The organism is Plantactinospora mayteni (assembly GCF_016862935.1).
GTDB classification, from domain to species: domain Bacteria; phylum Actinomycetota; class Actinomycetes; order Mycobacteriales; family Micromonosporaceae; genus Plantactinospora; species Plantactinospora mayteni.
In genome coordinates this window covers 38,923-59,035 of record NZ_BONX01000044.1, presented here as the reverse complement: position 1 = coordinate 59,035, position 20,113 = coordinate 38,923, and the positions used below count along the sequence as shown (strand labels likewise).

General features: G+C 72.0%; 15 protein-coding genes, 2 pseudogenes and 1 riboswitch. Of the genes and pseudogenes, 12 read left to right on the top strand and 5 right to left on the bottom strand.

From position 1 onward, the window contains the following. Positions 1-304 precede the first annotated feature (304 nt). Positions 305-415: riboswitch (TPP riboswitch) on the top strand. The 7 genes and pseudogenes from thiE to thiC all read left to right on the top strand — a co-directional run. Then, a pseudogene (gene thiE, locus Pma05_RS28865) lies at positions 410-1,030 on the top strand (thiamine phosphate synthase); the annotation flags it as partial. It overlaps the preceding riboswitch by 6 nt. A gap of 98 nt (positions 1,031-1,128) precedes the next feature. Continuing rightward, a pseudogene (gene thiO, locus Pma05_RS28860) lies at positions 1,129-2,250 on the top strand (glycine oxidase ThiO); the annotation flags it as partial. 269 nt (positions 2,251-2,519) lie between these two features. Then, entirely contained in the window at positions 2,520-2,720 is a 201-nt protein-coding gene (gene thiS / locus Pma05_RS28855; protein WP_203860643.1) for a sulfur carrier protein ThiS, read from the top strand. 5 nt (positions 2,721-2,725) lie between these two features. Continuing rightward, positions 2,726-3,523 carry a thiazole synthase gene (locus Pma05_RS28850; RefSeq protein WP_203860642.1) on the top strand — a complete coding sequence of 266 codons (798 nt, stop codon included), beginning with the start codon at positions 2,726-2,728 and terminating at the stop codon, positions 3,521-3,523. Further along, complete coding sequence (locus Pma05_RS28845; RefSeq protein WP_203860641.1) at positions 3,520-4,197, top strand: thiamine phosphate synthase; 678 nt, start codon at positions 3,520-3,522, stop codon at positions 4,195-4,197. Before Pma05_RS28850 ends, Pma05_RS28845 begins: the two co-directional genes overlap by 4 nt. Then, entirely contained in the window at positions 4,194-5,093 is a 900-nt protein-coding gene (gene thiD, locus Pma05_RS28840) for a bifunctional hydroxymethylpyrimidine kinase/phosphomethylpyrimidine kinase (RefSeq protein ID WP_203860640.1), read from the top strand. The genes Pma05_RS28845 and thiD overlap by 4 nt, the downstream gene beginning before the upstream one ends. A 2-nt stretch (positions 5,094-5,095) precedes the next feature. Beyond that, positions 5,096-6,688, top strand: a complete 1,593-nt coding sequence (thiC, locus tag Pma05_RS28835; protein ID WP_203860639.1) for a phosphomethylpyrimidine synthase ThiC — start codon at positions 5,096-5,098, stop codon at positions 6,686-6,688. Between the two features lie 190 nt (positions 6,689-6,878). On the opposite strand, the gene Pma05_RS28830 is transcribed toward thiC, so the two are convergent. The 3 genes from Pma05_RS28830 to Pma05_RS28820 form a co-directional block, all read right to left on the bottom strand. Further along, a complete protein-coding gene (locus Pma05_RS28830) occupies positions 6,879-9,560 on the bottom strand; it encodes a hypothetical protein (protein WP_203860638.1) in 2,682 nt (893 codons plus the stop codon). 103 nt (positions 9,561-9,663) lie between these two features. Next, on the bottom strand, positions 9,664-10,473 hold the full coding sequence (locus Pma05_RS28825; RefSeq protein ID WP_203860637.1) for an ABC transporter ATP-binding protein: 810 nt from the start codon (positions 10,471-10,473) through the stop codon (positions 9,664-9,666). Positions 10,474-10,582: 109 nt separating this feature from the next. Beyond that, the gene (locus tag Pma05_RS28820; RefSeq protein ID WP_203860636.1) at positions 10,583-11,779 is read right to left on the bottom strand and encodes an ABC transporter substrate-binding protein; all 1,197 of its coding nucleotides are present in this window, start codon (positions 11,777-11,779) and stop codon (positions 10,583-10,585) included. 455 nt (positions 11,780-12,234) lie between these two features. Between Pma05_RS28820 and Pma05_RS28815 the strand changes: the two genes are divergently transcribed. The 5 genes from Pma05_RS28815 (at position 12,235) to Pma05_RS28795 (ending at position 17,717) form a co-directional block, all read left to right on the top strand. After that, on the top strand, positions 12,235-15,360 hold the full coding sequence (locus tag Pma05_RS28815) for a sensor histidine kinase (RefSeq protein WP_203860635.1): 3,126 nt from the start codon (positions 12,235-12,237) through the stop codon (positions 15,358-15,360). Further along, on the top strand, positions 15,357-15,767 hold the full coding sequence (locus tag Pma05_RS28810; protein ID WP_203860634.1) for a roadblock/LC7 domain-containing protein: 411 nt from the start codon (positions 15,357-15,359) through the stop codon (positions 15,765-15,767). Before Pma05_RS28815 ends, Pma05_RS28810 begins: the two co-directional genes overlap by 4 nt. Before the next feature lie 62 nt (positions 15,768-15,829). Continuing rightward, complete coding sequence (locus Pma05_RS28805; protein WP_203860633.1) at positions 15,830-16,195, top strand: DUF742 domain-containing protein; 366 nt, start codon at positions 15,830-15,832, stop codon at positions 16,193-16,195. After that, entirely contained in the window at positions 16,176-16,829 is a 654-nt protein-coding gene (locus Pma05_RS28800; RefSeq protein WP_372441571.1) for a GTP-binding protein, read from the top strand. Before Pma05_RS28805 ends, Pma05_RS28800 begins: the two co-directional genes overlap by 20 nt. Before the next feature lie 168 nt (positions 16,830-16,997). Further along, on the top strand, positions 16,998-17,717 hold the full coding sequence (locus Pma05_RS28795) for an SDR family NAD(P)-dependent oxidoreductase (RefSeq protein WP_203860632.1): 720 nt from the start codon (positions 16,998-17,000) through the stop codon (positions 17,715-17,717). Positions 17,718-17,798: 81 nt separating this feature from the next. Here the strand turns inward: Pma05_RS28795 and Pma05_RS28790 are convergent, their stop codons facing one another. Beyond that, a complete protein-coding gene (locus Pma05_RS28790) occupies positions 17,799-18,575 on the bottom strand; it encodes an ABC transporter permease (RefSeq protein WP_203860631.1) in 777 nt (258 codons plus the stop codon). 183 nt (positions 18,576-18,758) lie between these two features. Continuing rightward, positions 18,759-19,778: an ABC transporter substrate-binding protein gene (locus tag Pma05_RS28785; RefSeq protein ID WP_203860630.1), complete on the bottom strand. Its 1,020-nt coding sequence runs from the start codon at positions 19,776-19,778 to the stop codon at positions 18,759-18,761. Positions 19,779-20,113 lie beyond the last annotated feature (335 nt).

Sequence of the window (20,113 nt, the reverse complement as noted above, 5' to 3'; positions counted from 1 at the left end):
CGGAGCTCGCCGAAGCACCGGCTGTCGAATTTTGCCTTGTCGTTGAACAAATTAGGGCCGGCTGCTGGCCGCTCGGAATACGGCGGTGAGGTTAATTCAGGTAACGGTTGCGTAACGAGGTGGAATCATCCGGATAGGACAGACATATCCGCCGGCCGCCGGTCCCGCCTCGGGCAGAGATGCGAAACGCCGTCGCGTTCGGAGAGTTGCCCGGCCCGGGTCGGCGTTACGTGGTCGAACGCTGACGCTGTGCGATTTGTCGTGGCCCTTTACGGATCCGTGACCGGCCGCGTACGCTCGCCCTCAAGTAACCCACGGGAGCCCGGTGGACCGGGCTGAGAGGGGGGCTGTCGAGCCCCCGACCGTCGAACCTGATCCGGGTAATGCCGGCGCAGGGAGGAGTGTTGCCGTGCTACATATCGGACGACTTCACCTCATCACCGACACCCGGCCGGGGCGGGACCCGCTCGCCGTGGTCGACGCGGCCCTCTCGGTCGCCGGCCCCGAACTCGTCGTGCAGGTCCGGGTCGAGGACGACACCGACGACCGGACGGCGTACGAGCTGGCCGTCGAGGTCGCCCGCCGGTGTGCCGCCGTCGGGGCGTCCTGCCTGGTCAACGACCGGCTGCACCTGGCACTGGCGATCGGGGCGGCGGGCGGGCACGTCGGGGCCCGGGACCTGCCGGTCGACGCCGCCCGCCGGGTACTCGGCCCGGCCGCCGTACTCGGCGCGACCGCCCGGGACCCGCGGACCGGTACGGCGGCGGTCGAGGCCGGGGCCAGCTACCTCGGCGTCGGCCCCTGCCACGCCACCTCCACCAAGGACGGACTGCCCGCGCCGATCGGCCCGGAGGGGATCCGCCGGGTCGCCTCGGCGGTGCCGGTACCGGTGATCGCGATCGGCGGGATCACCCCGGAACGGGTACCCGCGCTGCTGGCCGCCGGGGCGTACGGGGTGGCGGTGGTCGGTGCCGTCTCCGGCGCCGCCGACCCGGCCCAGGCCACCGCCGCCCTACTGACCGCGCTCACCGCCAACCCGCCCCCACCCCAGCCGAAGTGGGGAACATCGCCGGGGTGGGACCCCCGGCGGGGTTCCCCACTGTCGGGCCGGGGTGCGGGGGCGGACGGATGGTAGGCGGCAGCCGGCCGGACGTGGCGGTGGTGGGCGGAGGGCCGATCGGGCTCGCCGTCGCCTGGCGCTGCGCCGCCCGGGGCCTGCGGGTCAGCCTGTACGACGCCACGCCCGGCTCGGGTGCCTCGGATGTGGCGGCCGGAATGCTCGCCCCGGTCGCCGAGAGCTACTTTGGCGAGCGGGTACTGACCGGACTGCTCGTCGAGTCCGCGGGCCGCTGGCCGGGCTTCGCCGCCGAACTCGCCGAGTACACCGGGCTGGACCTGGGCTACCGGACCGAGGGGACGCTGACCGTCGCACTCACCTCCGACGATTTGGCCGAGGCGGAGCGGCTCTGGACGTACCAGCGGAATCTGGGACTGCCGGTGACCCCGCTGCGGCCGGCGGAGCTGCGGGACCGCGAACCGTTGCTGACCACCCGGCTGCGCGGCGGCGCGCTCGCCCCCGGCGACCACCAGGTCGACCCGCGCCGGCTGGTCGCCGCGCTGCGGGTCGCCGTCGAACGCGCCGGGGTGACGCTGGTGTCCCGGCCGGTCCGGCAGCTCGCGGAGCTGGACGCGGCGGTGACGGTCGTCGCGGCCGGCTGCGGCACGGCGGCGCTGACCGGCCTGCCGGTCCGGCCGGTGAAGGGGCAGATCCTGCGGCTGCGCGCGCCCCGGGGGGCGACACCCGGGTTCCGGCACGTGATCCGGGGCCACGCCGACGGTCGGCACGTCTACCTGGTGCCCCGGACCGACGGCGAGGTGGTGGTCGGGGCCACCGTCGAGGAGCGCGCCGACCTCGACGTCACCGCCGGGGCGGTACTCGACCTGCTCCGCTCCGCCACCGACGTGATCCCGGACCTCGCCGAGTACGAGCTGGTCGAGGCGCGCTCCGGGCTACGCCCCGGTACGCCGGACAACGTACCGCTGCTCGGCCCGCTGCCGGGCCGGCCCGAGGTGGTGGTCGCGACCGGGCACTTCCGGCATGGCATCGTGCTCACCCCGCTCACCGCCGACCTGGTCGCCGACCTGCTGGCCACCGGCGTACCGGATCCGGCGCTCGCGCCGCTGTCGCCGGCCCGGTTCGGCGCGCCGGTCCCGCTGTCGCCGGCCTGGTTCGGCGCGCCGGTCCCGCCGGGGCGGCCAGGGCGGCCAGGGGCGGTCGGGGGTGCGATGCCGGCGGCGCGGCCGGCGGGCGCGGGATCAGTTGGTGGGTCGGCGCCTGGCGGGGAGCCGGGGCCTGGCGGGGAGTCGGGGCCTGGCGGGGAGTCGGGGTCGGGTGTGGGAGCAGTTGGTGGGTCGGGGCCTGGCGGGGAGTCGGGGTCGGGTGTGGGAGCAGTTGGTGGGCCGGTGCCCGGCGGGGAGTCGGGGCCGGATGACGGGACGAGCAGGGTGGGGAGGACGCGGTGGAGCTGACCGTGAACGGAGTCGAGCAGCGGCTGCCCGGCGAGTTGACCGTGGCGGACCTGGTGCAGCGGATCACCAGCGCGCACCGGGGCGTGGCGGTGGCGGTGAACGGCGAGGTGGTGCCGCGCGGCGGCTGGCCGGCCCGGCTACTCCGGGACGGCGACCGGGTCGAGGTGCTGACCGCGGCGCAGGGCGGGTGACCGGGATGTCGACCGGACTGCCCGACCCCGAACCCGGGTTCGTACTCGCCGGTGAGAAGTTCAGCTCCCGGCTGATCCTCGGCACCGGTGGGGCGACCAGCCCGTACGCCCTGGAACAGGCGATCCGGGCCAGCGGGAGTGAGCTGGTCACCGTATCGCTGCGCCGGATCGACAGCAGCGCCACCATGGGCGGCGGAGTGCTGGAGGTGCTCTCACGGTGCGGCGTACGGCTGCTGCCGAACACCGCTGGATGTCGTACCGCCGCCGAGGCGATCACCACGGCCCGGCTTGCCCGGGAGGCGTTCGAGACACCGTGGATCAAGCTGGAGGTGACCGGTGACGACCGGACCCTGCTGCCGGACGCGGTCGAGCTGGTCACCGCCGCCGAGCGGCTGGTCGCCGAGGGGTTCACGGTGCTGCCGTACGTCACCGACGATCCCGTGCTGGCCCGCCGGATGGAGGATCTCGGCTGTGCCGCAGTGATGCCGGCGGGCGCGCCGATCGGCTCCGGGCTGGGCATCACCAACCCACACCACCTGCGACTGCTGCGGCAGAACGTGGACGTACCCGTGATCCTCGACGCGGGCGTCGGTACCGCCTCGGACGCGGCCCTGGCGATGGAACTCGGCTGCGACGCGGTGATGCTGGCCAGCGCGGTGACCCGGGCGGCCGACCCGGTACGGATGGCCACCGCCATGCGGTACGCGATCGAGGCGGGACGGCTGGCCGCCGGTGCGGGCCGGATTCCCCGGCGCTTCCACGCGCTGGCCTCCACTCCCGACGAGGGGCGGCCCGAGCTGTGACCGCGCCACCCGGGATCGTCCTGGTCACCGACCGGTGGCAGGCGAGCCGGCCGCTCGACGAGGTGGTTCGGGCAGCGGTCGACGGCGGGGTCCGGTGGGTGTTGCTGCGGGAGCGGGACCTGCCCCGGCCGGAGCGGCTCGACCTGGCCCGGCGGCTGCGCGTGATCCTCGCCCCGGTGCACGGCACCCTGCTGGTCGCCGGGCCGGACCCGCTGGACGGCGACGCGGTACACCTGCCGGCCGCCGGTCCCTATCCGCCGCCGACGCTGCCGCTGGTCGGCCGCTCCTGCCACGACCTGGCCGAGTTGGGCCGGATCTCCACGGAGGACTATGTGACGCTCTCGCCGGTCTACCCGAGCCCGTCCAAGCCCGGATACGGTCCGCCGCTCGGTCCCGCCGGCCTGGCCGGGCTGGTCGCCGACAGCCCGGTTCCGGTGGTCGCGCTCGGCGGCGTCGGTACCCCCGAGCAGGTAGACGCCTGCCTGGCGGCCGGTGCGGTCGGGGTGGCGGTGATGGGTGCGGTGATGCGATCGGACGCCCCGTCCGCACTGGTCCGCGACCTCTGCACGGCCGCCGAGGCGCGGCCTGCCGACGTGCGGGCTGTTGACGTGCGGGCCGCCGAGGCGCAGACCGTTGATGTGCGGGCCGCTGTGGTGCGGGCGGTTGAGCGGTGACGCCGCCGGTGGTGTTGACCGTGGCCGGCTCGGACTCCGGGGCGGGCGCGGGCATCCAGGCCGACCTGAAGGTCTTCGCCGCGCTCGGGGTCTACGGCACCTCGGTACTCACCGCGGTCACGGCGCAGAACACCCGCGAGGTACGGGCCGTCTTCGGAGTCCCCGCCGAGATGGTGACGGCACAACTCCGCACGTTGACCGAGGACCTGCCGCCGGTCGCGGTGAAGACCGGAATGCTCGGCGACGCGGAGGTGGCGGACGCGGTGGCCGGGGCGGCCCGGGCGGGTCTGCTGCCCAACCTGGTGGTCGACCCGGTGCTCGTCTCGACCAGCGGAGCCCGGCTCGGCGTGGTCGAGGCGATCGAGCGGCTGCTGCCGTACGCCCTGGTGGCGACGCCGAACCGGGCGGAGGCGGCGGCGATCCTCGGCCGGACGGTCTCCGGTACCGACGAGATGGCGGAGGCGGCCCGGCAGCTCGCCGCCGGCGGCCCCCGATACGTGGTGGTGACCGGCGGCGACGTCGACGGCTCGGGGCTGGCGACCGGTGGCGGCGAGGCGTTCGGCGGCGCGGTCGACGCGCTCTGCACCGGTACCGAGGTGCGGCTGTTGCGCCGGCCGTGGGTGCCGACCCGGAACAGCCACGGCACCGGCTGTTCGTTCTCGGCCGCGATCGCCGCCCGGCTGGCGCTCGGCGACCAGGTGCCGGACGCGGTGGCCTTCGCCAAGGAGTACGTCACCCGCGCGCTGCTCGGCGCCCGGACCTGGTCGTTGGGGAGCGGTCACGGGCCGCTGGACCACTTCCGCTGGTCCGATGCGGCGCCGGGCGGCGGCGGATCCGCTTCATCCAGCGGGTCCGGTTCATCCCGCGGGTCGGGTCCATCCAGCACAGGGAGGTAGGCATGAACGCTCGTCGCAAGGTGTACGTGACGGGGGCGCGTCCGGACGTCCGGGTGCCGTTCGCGGAGGTCGAGCTGACCGGCGACGAACCACCAGTACGGCTCTACGACACGTCCGGTCCCGGCTCCGACCCCGCCGAAGGGCTGCCTCCGCTGCGCGGGACGTGGATCGCGGAGCGCGGCGACGTGGCCCCGGTACGCGGCGCCGGAACCCCGCTGGCCGGTCGGGACGGCGTCCGGCCCACCCAACTGGAGTACGCCCGGGCCGGGATCGTCACCCCGGAGATGGAGTTCGTGGCGGTCCGGGAGGGCATGCCGGCCGAGGTGGTCCGGGAGGAGATCGCCACCGGCCGGGCGGTGTTGCCGCTGAACGTGAACCACCCGGAGTGCGAGCCGGCGATCATCGGCAGGCGCTTCCTGGTGAAGGTCAACGCCAACATCGGCACCTCGGCGGTCACCTCGTCGATCGCCGAGGAGGTGGAGAAACTCACCTGGGCGACCCGGTGGGGCGCGGACACCGTGATGGACCTCTCCACCGGCAAGCGGATCCACGAGACCCGGGAAGCGATCATCCGCAACTCCCCGGTGCCGATCGGTACCGTGCCGATCTACCAGGCGCTGGAGAAGGTCGGCGGCGACCCGGTGAAACTCTCCTGGGAGGTCTTCCGGGAGACGGTGGTCGAACAGGCCGAGCAGGGCGTCGACTACATGACGGTGCACGCCGGGGTACGCCTCGGCTACGTGCCGCTGGCGGTCGACCGGGTCACCGGGATCGTCTCCCGGGGCGGCTCGATCATGGCGGCCTGGTGCCTGGCACACCACCGAGAGAACTTCCTCTACACCAACTTCGCCGAACTCTGCGAGATCCTCGCCCGGTACGACGTCACGTTCTCGCTCGGTGACGGGCTCCGCCCCGGCTCGATCGCGGACGCGAACGACGAGGCGCAGTTCGCCGAGCTGCGTACCCTCGGGGAGTTGACCTCGGTGGCCTGGGAGCACGGCGTACAGGTGATGATCGAGGGGCCGGGGCACGTGCCGATGCACAAGATCAAGGAGAACGTGGACCTCCAGCAGGAGCTGTGCCACGAGGCCCCGTTCTACACCCTCGGGCCGCTGACCACGGACATCGCCCCGGCGTACGACCACATCACCTCGGCGATCGGCGCGGCGATGATCGGCATGTTCGGCACCGCCATGCTCTGCTACGTCACCCCGAAGGAGCACCTGGGGCTGCCGGACCGGGACGACGTCAAGGCGGGGGTCATCGCGTACAAGATCGCGGCACACGCGGCTGACCTGGCCAAGGGGCACCCCGGGGCGCAGGCGTGGGACGACGCGCTGTCGAAGGCGCGGTTCGAGTTCCGCTGGGAGGACCAGTTCAACCTGTCGCTGGATCCGGAGACCGCGCGGGCGTACCACGACGCCACCCTGCCGGCGACACCCGCCAAGACGGCCCACTTCTGTTCCATGTGCGGCCCGAAGTTCTGCTCCATGAAGATCACCCAGGAACTCAAGGAGTACGCGGCGCAGGGCATGCGGGAGAAGTCGACCGAGTTCCTGGCCTCCGGCGGCAAGGTGTACCTACCCCTGGCCTGACCAGCCCCGCCAGCGCCCTGAGTGCCGGAGACGCGTGACCTGGACACCGGAGGCGTTACCCGATCGCGGTAGCGCATCTGGCGTCCAGGTCGAGCGAGGGCCGTGCCCTGTTGACGGGTGCTGGTGCCCTGTTGACGGGTGATAGTGGTCAGTCTGCGGGTGCGGGTGGTCAGTTGACGGGTGCGGGTGGTCAGTCGGCGTGGTGGCGGCCGGTTGAGCGGAGTGAGCGTCGTAGGCTGCGGTCCGGGCCGAGGTCGTCGGCGGCCGGGTCGGGTTCGCTGAGCCCGCTCACCCAGTCGACGTACTCCTCGTCGCGGGCCGGCACCGGTTCCTCCGTACGGGTGCGGCCCTTCGCCTCCCGCTGCTTCGCCTCGCCCTTGTCCTGCTTCGGCTCACCCTTCTCCTGCTTCGACTGGCCGTTCTCCTGCTTCGACTGGCTCTTGCCGGTCTCGATGGTGCCGGTCTGCTCGGGGTCGGTGCTGCCCCGGTTGCGCCGGAACAGGCCGCGACGGATCCGCCCGGTCGGCGGCTCCGGGTCTCCGGTCCCGGACTCGGACCTGACCTCGGCGGTACTTGCCGGGTCGGTTTCAGCCGGGGGCGTGCCGCGGTCCGATGTCGCCTGGACCGGGGAGTCCCCGGAGACCACCGGGACGGGCGGAATCCGCTCGGTCCGGGTCGGGTCCGCTCCGCTCGGCTCCGTACGGCTCCGGCCCCATTCCGCCGAGTTCCCACTCGGGTACGACCGCTTGTCCCCGGCCCGCCCTGCGTCGTCCGACCCGGGGCCGGAACTGCCAGAACTCCCGGAACTGCCAGGACTGCCGGGGCTGCTCGTGCCGGGGCTGCTCGTGCCGGTGCTGGTGGTGCCGGCCCCGCTGCCCCCGGTCGGCCGCTGGGCCGGATCGGTCGACGGTTCACGAGGGTCGAGTCGAGGACGGCTGACCGGCGCGAAGGCGTCCCAGGCATCGTCGGTCCGGGTCGCCGTCGCAGGCGGCGCCGTGGGCATTGCCACTGGCGGCGTCCGAACCGCTGGCGGCGCCGCGACCCCTGGTGGTGCCGGGACCCCTGGCGGCGTCGAAACTGCTGGCGGCGCCGGGACCGCTGGTGGCATCGGAACCGCTGGTGGTGTCGCTGCGGCCGGCTGCTCCGGTGCTGCCGGCGTGGTCGCCGCCGATCCTGCCGGTGTTTCCGTCGGTGTCGTGGTCGGCCAGAAGTCCTCGGTACGCAGCCGACGGGCACCCGCCCAACCGGCCGGCGATCCGGCATCCCCCGAACCGGTGGTCGGCCCGTCGCTGGCCGGGCTGACCGGTTCCGTGCTGCTTCGCTGACCGCTCTCGGGCGTGGTCGGGGTCGGTGAACCGAACCGCTCGGTGGGCGCGGAGTACTCCGTCGAGACGCGCGGCGTCGGGATGCCTCCGGTGAGGTCGAACGACCAGTTCCCGGTATCCGGCGCCGGTGCCCGGGGCGGTTCCGTCGATTCGTTGCCCGGCTGCCCACCGGCCGCCGGACCGGGCGTCCAGGTGCCGGCCGCCGTCGTCCCGGCAACCCGGTCACCACCGGTGCCGGTACCGCCCGCCGGAGGTGCGCCGCCGGGGATGTCCAACCGCCAGGTCGAGTCGGCCGAGGCGCCGCCGGTCGTGGCGCCGCCCAGTGCCGCTCTGCCGGTGGAGATGCTGCCGGTGGAGATGCTGCCCGTGGCGGTGCTGCCAACGGTGGCGTTGCCGATCGTGGTGGCGCCGGTCGTGGCGTTGCCGGTGGAGATGCTGCCGGGCCAGGTCGAGTCGGTCGTGGCGCCGCCGCTCGGCGCGCTCACCGGCGGGATGACCGCGGTCGGCGCGTCGCTGGCATCGCTGCCGGCCGTCGTCGCGGCGGTGCCGCCGCCGACCGGCACCATGCCGGCGGTGCTGCCGGGCACTGCGCCGACGGTCACGCCGGCCGTCGTCGCGGCGGTGCCGCCGGGTGTCGTGCTGACGGACGAGGGGGCGGATTCGGCGGTCGAGTCGGCCGGGGCGGTCTCCGCCGGGGCGGTCAGCGGCCAGCGGGCCCAGGCCGCCAGCACCGAACCCAGTGCACCCGCGCCGACGGCGATCAGCGCTGCCCAGTACGGCGCCGCCTGGTGGGCGTCGGTCGAGTCGCCCCGGCCGGCGACCACGTACGCCAGGGCGAGCATCGCCGGGCCTGCCACGCCACAACTGGCGACCACCGGCGACGGCAGCTCGCGCCGCCGGGCCAGGGCACCGGCGAGTGCGCCCGCGACCAGGGCCAGCGCCGGCATGGTGACGACCGCAAGCCGCTGGCTGGCGCCGGCACCCAGCCAGCTCGGGTCGACACCGCCGAGCCGGACCGCCGGCATCGGGTCGGCGGGGCCGAGCGAGGGCAGCACGGACAGTACGGCGAGGAACCAGACCACGCCGGTCACCGCGCCGATGTTCCAGAGCACCGGACGATGGCTGAGCGCGGCCAGGGCGGCGACGAACCCGACCCCGGCACCGACCGCCGCCGCCACCCCGGTCAGGGCCACCGGGTCGGCCGAGGCGACCTGGGCCGCCCGGGCAGGCTGCATGGAGAGCGGGGCGACCGCGAGTGCGCCGAGGGCGGCCAACGCCGAGATGGCGGCCCGGTTGCCGAGCGTGGTGGGCAGGGTGTACCTGCGAACGAGCCGGTCGGCCACCATCGCGCCGAGTACGGCCGCCAGCATGGCGAACCAGCCGACCCAGACGAGCTGGGCGGGCCACTGGTTCGCCGTGGCGGCGTCGAAGCTGCGGTCGAAGCGGACGAGGCCGAGCCCGTACGCGATCCCCAGCTGGCCGGCGCCGCTGACGATCCCGACGAGGAGTGCGGCGAGCAGCACTCTGCCCCAGGTCCGGTAGGCCATGCCGGGCACGTTACGCACCCCTGACCGTGCCCGCCACCCTGGGCCGGAGGTCCGACACCGGCCAGGGTGGCCGACTGACTACTGAAAATTACTGACCGTCGGGTCAGTGCTGTTGGTCGACCTGACCACTGCCGCTCAGCGCCAGGCCGGGGCCGCCCTCGGGGTGGTCGAGCAGGAGTTCGTGCAGCTCCGCGCTGGCCCGGGCGACGTCCTCGAAGTGCGCGTTGCGGCCCAGGGAGCGGGGACGCGGGATGTCGATGTCGAGGACCTTGCGGATCCGACCGGGTCGAGGGCTGAGTACGACAACCCGGTCGGCGAGCAGCACCGCCTCGTCGATCGAGTGGGTGACGAAGAGGATCGTCGCCGAGTGCTCCATGTGGATCCGTTGGAGTTCGACCGACAACTCCTCCCGGGTCAGCGCGTCCAGCGCGGAGAACGGCTCGTCCATCAGCAGTACCTTCGGCTGCTGGATCAGGGCCCGGCAGAGCGACACCCGCTGCTGCATGCCGCCGGACAGCTCGTGCGGAAGCCGCTTCTCGAACTCGCTGAGCCCGACCATCGACAGCAGGTCGCGGGCCCGGTCGCGGTGCGCGGCCTTGCTCCAGCCGAAGATCTCGGTCGGCAGCAGCACGTTGTCGAGCACCGACCGCCAGGGCAGCAGCGCCGGGCGTTGGAAGACCATGGCGATGTCCCGCCGTGGCCGGGTGACGACCTCGTCCGCCACCCGGACCTCGCCCCCGGTCACCGGCAGCAGGCCGGCCACCAGGCGCAGCAGGGTGGACTTTCCGCAGCCGGAGCGGCCCACCACGGCGAGGAACTCGCCGTCGGCGACGTCGAGGTCGATGCCCCGCAGCGCCTCAACGGAACCGGACCGACCGCCGAAGGTCCGGGATACTCCGGAGAGTCGGATCATCGCTAGGCCACCCCATTCGACAGGTCGACAGTGTCGACAGGCTATCCCGGACGCCTCCCGGCGGCGAGGGCTCGTTCCGCACCGCCGGGCCGCGACGTCGATCGCCGGCTCAGCCGGCCAGCCGCCACCGGCCGCCACGGGCGACCAGCAGGCTCAGTGCCTGGGGCATCAGCCCCGAGTGGTTCTCCGGCGTCATCCGGATCGGGCCGGAGAGGCCGTCGGTCTCCGCGGTCTCCAGCAGGCTGCGGATCCGTGGGCGGTCCGGCGCCTCGCCGTCGCCGCCGGCCCGCACCGCCGCGTCCACGATGAGTTGTACCGCGTCGGCGGCGAACGAGGAGTATCCGTAGTAGCCGCCGAACCGGGCGGTGTAGTCCCGGAACCACTGCTTGCTCGCCGCCTTGGCCGGGGTGGTCGCGATCACGTCGTCGATCACCATGGTCTGGGTGAAGACCATCGTGGTGTCCTCCGCCGCGGTGCCGCTGTTGCCGATGAAGAGGTCGCCGGCGGCCACCGCGTCGAAGAAGACGTGTCCCCGGTAACGCTCCTTGCCCAGGCTCCCGATCGCCAGGTTGGCCTGGTCGGCCGGGGTCCACACGATGATCGCCTCGGGCTCCTCCGCCACCAGCGCGCCCACCGCCTGGCTGACGTCGGTGTCGGTCACCTTCACCGACCGCTTCGCCAGGATCGGGATGTCGGTCGGGTCCTCCTCGACGCCGACGAGTTCGTTCGTCAGCGTCGCCGCGCCCTCCTCGCCGTACTTGTCGGCGGTGTGCAGCACTGCCACCGTCTTGACCTTGCGGGCCCGGAGTTCGGCGGCGATGGCGGCGACATTGTCGCGGGCGTTCGGGCCGAGTTTGAACATGTACTCCCGGTCCGGCCCCGGGGCGGCCACGTCAGTGGCCGGAGCGAGCGCGATCGTCGGAACCTGCTTGCTCTTCACCGTCTTCGCCGCACCGATGGCGCACTCGTTGCAGCTGCCCATGATGATGCCGCTGATCGCCGGATCGGAGGTGAAATCGCCGATATTGGTCGCCGAGATGCTGGCATCGAACTTGTTGTCCCGGACCTCCAGGCGGACTCGGCGACCGCCCAGCGCACCGGACTCGTTCAGTTGCTCGACCTTGAGTTCCAGGGCCCGCTGGTAGGCCTTGCCCACCTGTGGGGCCGCGCCGGACAGTTCCAGGTCGGCGCCGATCACGATCTCTCCGGACGCCTCCTCCGGCGCGCCGAACTGGCAGCCGGTCAGCGAGGTTGCCAGGATGGCCGACGCGAGCAGCGCGGGTATCGCGGAGCGGATGGGCCTCAACTCAGTCCTCCAGGTATCCGGCGCGGGCGGGGGGCTTGCCCGGCCGCCGAGCTTGTCGTCCACAATGGATGGGCAACGATCTGCCGTACGGTTCACGCGAAGCCTTCAAACCCGCAAAACCTTGCCAATGCCGGCCGCCTGGGTCAAGCGCTCGATACCAGGCTGGTTTCGGGATGACGGGTCTCACATAGTGATAAGAGGGGGTACGGGTGCAGGATAACTTTCCAGATACGGACGACCACTCTAGAGATATACGTGCTGATCAGAGACTTGCCGATTCATCGATCCTCCGGCTTCGAGGGTAGTCGACGTCCCATGATGGACCTTTGCTGCCCTCCCGTCGCTTCCCAAAGCGGCCTTCTTCTGATGAAATCGCGGCCGTGCCGCGTGCGGCTCGATCCGCTGCAGCAGGCATCGGTCGACGGGTCACGTAATGAAACGACGGAGGCGATGTCGTGAGCACCGGACCTACGACCCTGCCCGCAAAAGGTATGCGGGGGGGCGCTGCACCGCGCCGCTGGCTTCCCCGGCTACGGGACACCCGAATCCGGTCGAAGCTCGCGCTGCTGCTCGTCGTCCCCGTCGCGGCGGTTCTGGCGCTCGCCACGATCCGACTGGTCGACATCGGGCAGGGCGCCTACCAGGCCGGCGTGCTCCGGTCGCTGACCGAACTCTCCGCCGACGTCTCAGCGCTCACCCAGGACGTGCACAAGGAGCGGATCGCCGCCGCCCGGCTGCTCGCCAAGTCGCCGGAGACGACGACCGAGACGTACGACGCGTACGTGCAGCGCACCGATTCCCGGATCGCCGCGTACAACGACCGGCGCGCGCAGGTGGGTGGCGTCCCCGCCTCGGTAGAGAACCGGCTCCGGGTCATCGACGACCGGCTGGCCGCGCTCAACAGCACCCGGCAGGAGGTACTGGAGCGCCGGGATATGCCGCCCGCCGAGGCCACCCTGCGGTACGAGATGATCATCGTCGAACTCGTGGCGTACGGCGAGGTGCTCGGGCAGATCTCGGGTGAGAGCGCGGTCGGTGACAGCCTGCGTACCCTCTCCGCTCTCGCCCAGGCCAAGGAGGCCGTGGCGAACCAGGAGGCGGTGGTCTACAGCGGCCTCGCCGGCGGTTCGGTGTTCGGCCAGGAGCAGTTCTCGGCCTTCATCGCCACCCAGACCAGCCAGCAGGAGGCGCTGCTGGCCTTCGGGGCCTCCGCCAACGTGCAGCAGCAGGCGGTGCTCGACGGCGCCGTCACCGGCGACGCGGTGATCCTGGCCGACAAGGTAGCCCGGGACCTGGGCCGGTCGGTCGGGCAGCGGGCACCGGTCAGCGCGAGTTCGGCGGCGATCGCGATCGGCTCGATCCACGACCTGATGCGCTGGGCGGAGACCCTGCTCGAATCCGACCTGCTGGACCAGGCCGAGGCGGCCCGGTCCGAGGTCGTCCAGCAGGCGATCGTCGAGTCGGTGATCGTGCTGATCACGCTGATCGTCGCGCTCGCCCTCGCCGTCGTACTGGCCCGGTCGCTGAACCAGTCGCTGCGCCGGCTCCGTGAGGGCGCGCTCTCGGTGGCCAACCACGATCTGCCGGAGGCGGTTCGCCGGCTGCGGGACGTCGGCACCATCGGCGACGGCGGCGTGGACGAGATCGTCCGGCAGGTCCGGGACCCGATCCGGCTCAACAACAAGGACGAGGTGGGCCAGGTCGCCCTGGCGTTCAACGTCGTACACAAGGAGGCGGTCCGGGTCGCGGCCGAGCAGGCCGCCCTGCGTACCAGCGTCTCGGCGATGTTCCTCAGCCTGGCCCGCCGAAGCCAGACCCTGGTCGACCGGATGATCGGTGAACTCGACGCGATCGAGCGGGGTGAGGAGGACCCGAAGCGGCTGGCCCAGCTCTTCGAGCTCGACCACCTGGCCACCCGAATGCGCCGCAACGACGAGAACCTGCTCGTGCTGGCCGGCGCCGACTCGACGGCGCCCCGCCGGGAAGACGCGCTGCTGATCGACGCGCTGCGGGCCGCGCAGTCCGAGGTGGAGCTCTACAACCGGATCGAGTTCGGCACCGTCGACCCGGACATCTCGGTCGCCGCGCACGCGGTCAACGACGTCGTCCGGCTGGTCGCCGAGCTGCTCGACAACGCGACCCGCTTCTCGCCGCCGCACACCACGGTTGTCGCCGACGCCCGCCGGATCCGCGACTACGTGTTGATCCAGGTGGAGGACCGGGGCCTCGGGCTCAGCGAAGAGCAGATGGACGCCCTGAACCGCCGGCTGGCCGCTCCGCCGGCCGTCGACGTGGCGGCCTTCCGGCTGATGGGTCTCGCGGTCGTCGGTCGGCTGGCGCACCGGCACGAGATCCGGGTCGACCTGCGCCGCAACGTGGAGGGCGGCACGGTCGCCCAGGTCACCCTGCCGGCCAGCACGGTGGTGCTGCCCACCCCGCGTGGTCGTGACCAGATCCTCGGCCGGCAGCGGCAGCCGCTCGCGGTCGAGCAGGGGCCGGCCACCAGCCGGCCGCCGTCCGGTGCGGCCTGGCAGGAGACGCTCTCTCCGGTCGGCGCGTCGCGTAACGGCGGCTCCCTGACCGAGCAGTGGCGCAGTGCGGCGGGCAACCAGTGGCAGACCGCCGGCGACCCGGCCGGGGGGATGCCGGCCAGCACCGGTGGCCCGGTCAACAGCCACCTGACGGCGAGCCAGTTGCCGGTCACACCGACGCCGACCTACCAGCAGGGCATGACGCCGACGTACCAGAGTCCGGCGCCGACGGCTCCGCCCGCCCACCCGGGGCTGGCCGGTTCGGGTGGCGTCACCTCGCCGACCGTGCAGTACCCGACGGTCGCGTCGTCGCTGCCGCAGCGCGGAGCGGCGGGTTCCGGCCCGGCCGCCACGCACGCGATGACGCCCGCGGTGGCGGCACCGTCCGGCCTGCCCTCCGGCCCGGTCGCGGGCGCTCCGGTCAGCGCCGCATCCGCGGTCGCGCCCCGGGTGGAGGACACCGGCGAAGCGCCGATCTTCCGCGAGATGGAGGCGGTCTGGTTCCGTTCCCACGGATCGGACTCGACCGCGATCTTCACCGTGCCGCCGGGCGGCTACCAATCGCCGCCGGCACCGAGCGCTCCGCCGTCGCCGAACGCGGCGACCCCGGGCCGGACCCCGCTGACCGCCCGCAGTCCGGGACGTTCCGCACCGCCGCCGGCCCCCTACGCACCACCGACACCAGCACCAGCACCGGTACCCGCCGCCGCACCGCCACCGGCTGCCGCGCCCGCGCCGGCCGCCGCCACCCCGGCGCAGGCCGGGACCGAGGGGTCCTGGCGGACGGCGGCCGACGAGGGCTGGGCCCGGGCCAGCCAGGCGGCGGAGCCGGCCAACGCCGGTACGACCCGGTCCGGCCTGCCCAAGCGGGTGCCCCAGGCGCAACTGGTGCCCGGTGGCGTCGAGCCCAAGAGCGCGCGCGAGCGGACCAGGCGTACCCCGGACGAGGTGCGCGGGCTGTTGTCGGCCTACCACCGCGGCGTACAGCGCGGTCGGACGGCCGGTTCCGAGCAGAACGGCATGATCTCAACCAAGGAGACGAGCGGATGAACAGGCCAGCAGCGATGCAGGACATGGGGTGGCTGCTCAGTAACTTCGCCGACAGCGTCGCCGGCATCGCACACGTCGTCGCGGTCTCGGCGGACGGCCTGCTCCTCGCCTCCTCGCGGGACCTGCCGGCGGACCGGGCCGACCAGCTCGCGGCGATCACGTCCGGCGTGGTCAGCCTGACCGACGGCGCCTCCCGGATGTTCAGCGCCGGCGGGGTGCTCCAGACGGTGATCGAGATGGACAGTGGCTACCTGTTCCTGATGTCGATCAGCGACGGTTCCTCGATGGCCGTGCTGGCCGCCCGGAGCTGTGACGTGGGCCAGGTCGGCTACGAGATGGCGCTGCTGGTGGAACGGGTCGGTGCGGCACTGGTGCCATTGCCGCGCGAGGCCGTCTCGCGGCCGTAACCCGGCAGACCAAGGATGACAACGGTGAAACCGCGACTCGACCCTGAGGAGGTGACCACGGTATGGAGGGACGACGCGATGACCCGCGTGGCGCGCTCGTCCGACCGTACGCGGTCACCCGCGGTCGTACCGAGGCTCGTCTGGAGATCGCGCTCGAGGCGGTACTCGTGGCGAGCCCGGCCGCGGTCGTGGAGTCCCGGTTCGCCGGCCATGACAAGCACCGCATCGCCACGATCTGCGAGGGCCGGGCGCAGTCACTGGCGGAGATCGCCGCGTACACCCGGCTGCCGTTGGGTGTCGCCCGGGTGCTGGTCGCCGACATGGTGGCGGACAGCCTGCTGACGCTGCACAATGCCGCTCCACCGGAGGCGTACGAGGAGCGGATGGAACTGCTTGAGAGGGTGCTAAGTGGACTTCGCAGGCTATGACCCGGCTAGGCCGCGTCGCGGCGGCGGTGGTGGTGGAGGCGGCGGTGGTGGTGGTGGGATCACCTCCGCGAAGATCGTTATTGCCGGCGGGTTCGGGGTCGGCAAGACGACGCTCGTGGGTGCGGTCTCGGAGATCACCCCGCTGACCACCGAGGCGGTGATGACCGCGGCCGGGGTCGGGATCGACGATCCGTCCAAGGTCCCGGGCAAGGAGACCACCACGGTCGCCATGGACTTCGGCCGGATCACGATGGCCCAGGACCTGATCCTCTATCTGTTCGGCACGCCCGGACAGACCCGGTTCTGGTTCATGTGGGACGAGATCATCCGTGGTGCGGTCGGCGCGGCGGTGCTGGTCGACACCCGGCGGATCACCGACGCGTTCGCCCCGCTGGACTACTTCGAGAACCGACACCTGCCGTACGTCGTGGCGTTGAACCGCTTCGACGGCGCACCGCAGTACGAGCCGGAGGAGGTACGCGAGGCGCTCGCGATCGCCCCGCACGTACCGCTGGTGATGTGCGACGCCCGACACCGCGAGTCGGTCAAGCACGTGCTGGTGAACGTGGTACAGCACGCGATGGAGACGCTGCGCGCGGAGCACGGTCGGGGCCAGCCCACCCCGGTCGGCTGACCCTCACGGTTGAACCTTTTTCAACCTGAACCGCGCGGCGTTCACACACCGCGTCCGACCTTGCGGTCGGACGAACCGCAAGGTGAGGTTGAAAAAGGGTTCGTTGAGCAGGCTTGCCGGGCCCGGGGAGGCTCCGCGGTTCAATCCTGCACAACGAGAGGGACAGATATGCCACAGCACGATGGCCCCGATGGCGGCTGCGTAGCCGTCATCGGGGGTACCTCCGGCCTCGGCCGGGACGTGGCCGAGCACTACGCGAAGCGGGGGCTCGCGGTCGTCATCACCGGGCGCGACGCGGCCCGGACCGCAGCGGTCGCCGCCGAGATCGGTGGCCGGACGACGGGGGTTGCCGTCGACCTCGCCAAGCCCGAGTCCATCGCCGCCGCGCTCGCCGGGATCGGCGAGATCAGGCACCTTGTCCTCTCCGCCTTCGTCCGCGACGTCAACAAGGTCTCGGACTACCAGATCGACCGCGCGGTCAGCCTGGTCACCGTCAAGCTGGTCGGGTACACCGAGGTGGCGCACACCCTCCAGTCCAGGCTCTCGCCGAACGGTTCCGTGCTGCTCTTCGGCGGCGGCTCGAAGGACCGGCCCTTCCCCGGTTCGGCGACGGTCTCCACGGTGAACGCCGGGGTGGTCGGCCTGGTGAACGTGCTCGCCGCCGAGCTGCGGCCGGTCCGGGTCAACGCCCTGCACCCGGGCATCGTCGCCGACAGCCCGTTCTGGGCCAAGCAGCCGGCCGAGGTGCACGAGACCTACACGGCGCGTACCCCGACGGGCCGGCTGACCACCATGGCGGACGTCACCGACGCCGCCGTTTTCCTGCTGGAGAACCCGGCCGTCAACGCGGTCAACCTCGACCTCAACGGCGGTGCCGGGCTGGCCTGACCCGGTGGGCGGATCACCGTCGGCCACGGCCGGGACGGTGATCCGCCCGATCGGTCGGGCGAGGTGCGGGGTGGTGGTGGCTCAGGCGGAGATCTTCCGGGCCCACGGCACGGCGAGCCGTTCCGCCACGACCACGGCGTAGAAGAGGGCGATGCCGAGTACCCCGGTCAGGGTGATCGCGGCGAACGCCAGCGGGGTGTCGAACGACTGCTGTGTGCTGTAGATGATCGCCCCCAGCCCTCCGTTCAGGGTCTGCAACTCGGCCACCACGGCGCCGATCAGGGAGAGCGTGATGCCGAGCTTCAGCCCCACGAAGACCTGGGGCAGCGCCCACGGCAGCCGTACCTTGAGATAGGTCTTCAGCCGGGACGCGGAGAGCGACCGGGTCAGTTCGTAGAGGTCGGCCGGGGTCGAGGTCAGGCCCGCCATGGTGGACACCATGATCGGGAAGAAGGCGATCAGGACGACCAGGGAGATTTTGGTCCGCGAGTCGTACCCGATCCAGAGGATCAGCAGCGGGACGAGGGAGACCTTCGGCACCGCGTTGAACGCGACGATCATCGGCAGGGTGGCCTGCTCGACCAGGCGTGAGCCGGTCAGCAGCAGGGCCGCGACCATCCCGCCGGCCGCCGCGATACCGAACCCGGCGAGCGTCCCCCAGAGCGTCGCCCAGGCCGCCTCGAAGAGGTAGGCGGGTTCCCGGTCGAAGGCGTCGACGACCTCCGGCGGGGACGGCAGGAAGAGGGTCTCGACCTCGAAGACGATGGTCACCAGCCACCAGAGGCCGATCGCGACGACGGTGCCGACGATCGGCAGCGCGGCCCGGGTGCCGGGGGACAGCTCCCGTCTAACGGTCATCGGGTCCGCCGGTACGGTGTCGGCGGTCGTCGGCCGGGCGCGTCGGCCGGTACGGCAGGTCGTGCGAGTCGCGGGCATCGCTGCCCGGAAGGGTCCAGACGCGCAACGTGTCTCTCCTCTGCGTCGCAAAGGGGACGGCGAGTGGCTGCCCACTCGCCGTCCCCGAGGTGTCACGCCGGCCGGTCAGGCCTTGGGCGCGATGGAGAAGTCGATGACCTTGTCGGGGGTGAGGCCGGCCGGGATCAGCTCGGCGCCCTGGAGGATGGCGATGGCCCGGGCGGCACGCTGCTCGTCGAGCGCACCGATCGTGTTGCCCGGCGCCGAGGTGACGTACGGCGTCATCAGCTTGATCTCCGCCGCGGCGCCCAGCTCGTTCACGTTCGGGTTGTTGGCCTTCATGATCTTCGCGGCCTCTTCGGGGTTCTCCACCGTGTACTTCAGGCCCTTCATCGCCGCGTGCTTGAACCGCTTGACGATGTCCGGGTTCTCCTGGGCGTACTTGGCGGTGGTGGTGAGGCCGGTGCCGAGCAGGTCACGCAGGTAGTCGGTGAGCGGCATGACCGTCATCGTCTGCTTGGTCACCGTCTCCACGGTGTTCCGGGTGATGACGAAGGTGCTGAGTACGTCGACCTTCTTGCCGACCAGCAGGCCGACCAGGGTCTGCGGGGTGGTCTCGACGAACTGGAGCTTGCTGGCGTCGAAGCCGGCCAGCTTGCCGTACGCCGGGAGCAGGGTCTTGGTGATCGAGCCCTGGGCGACACCGACCCGCTTGCCCTCCAGGTCCTTCGGCTTCGTGACGCCGGAGCCGGGCGGCGCGAAGATCGCGACCAGGGTGCTCTGGTGCACCGCGGCGATCACTCGCATCTCGGTGACCTGAGCCTTGCCGGTCTGGATCATCAGCTGGGTCACGTCGCTGTAGGTGAACTGCGCCTTGCCGGAGAGCAGGCCCTGGTTGTTGGTGGCCGGGGCGCCCTGCTGGACGGTGACGTCGAGCCCGGCCTCCTTGAAGAATCCCTTGTCCTTCGCGACCCATGCGAATGCGTCGTGGCCACCGGTGCCGAACCCGGTGAGGTACGTCACCTTGTCCGGAGCCTTGCTGCCGACGTCACCCCCGTCGGAGTCGTCCGAACCCGAGCAGCCGGCCGTGACCAGCATGGCCGTGGCCAACGCCGCGGCGGCCAGCACGCGTATACGCCTCGTCATTCCTACCTATCCTTTTGAGGAGAATCCATTGAGGATGTGAATCGGTCTGCCCGGTTCGGGGTCAGCCGCGTCCCGCTGACGGTGCCGGGGGTGCAGATGATTGCCGGGGACTCGCTGTGGCCGGTGCCCGCATGATCGTAATGCCTTGCCCGATGTCTCCGGCAGTCCTCCTGACGCGTTCGCGAGCAGGGTGTGACGCGACCCGAAATGGTTTCTACCAGGGAAACGAGGCGCCTCCACCTGTCCCCTGTGCACAGTCCCGGAGGGCAGTTTACGGGCGCTTCCCGGACGTTGCGGCCTTACCCTGCCAACCGCCTGTCCGCCCGTCAAGGGAT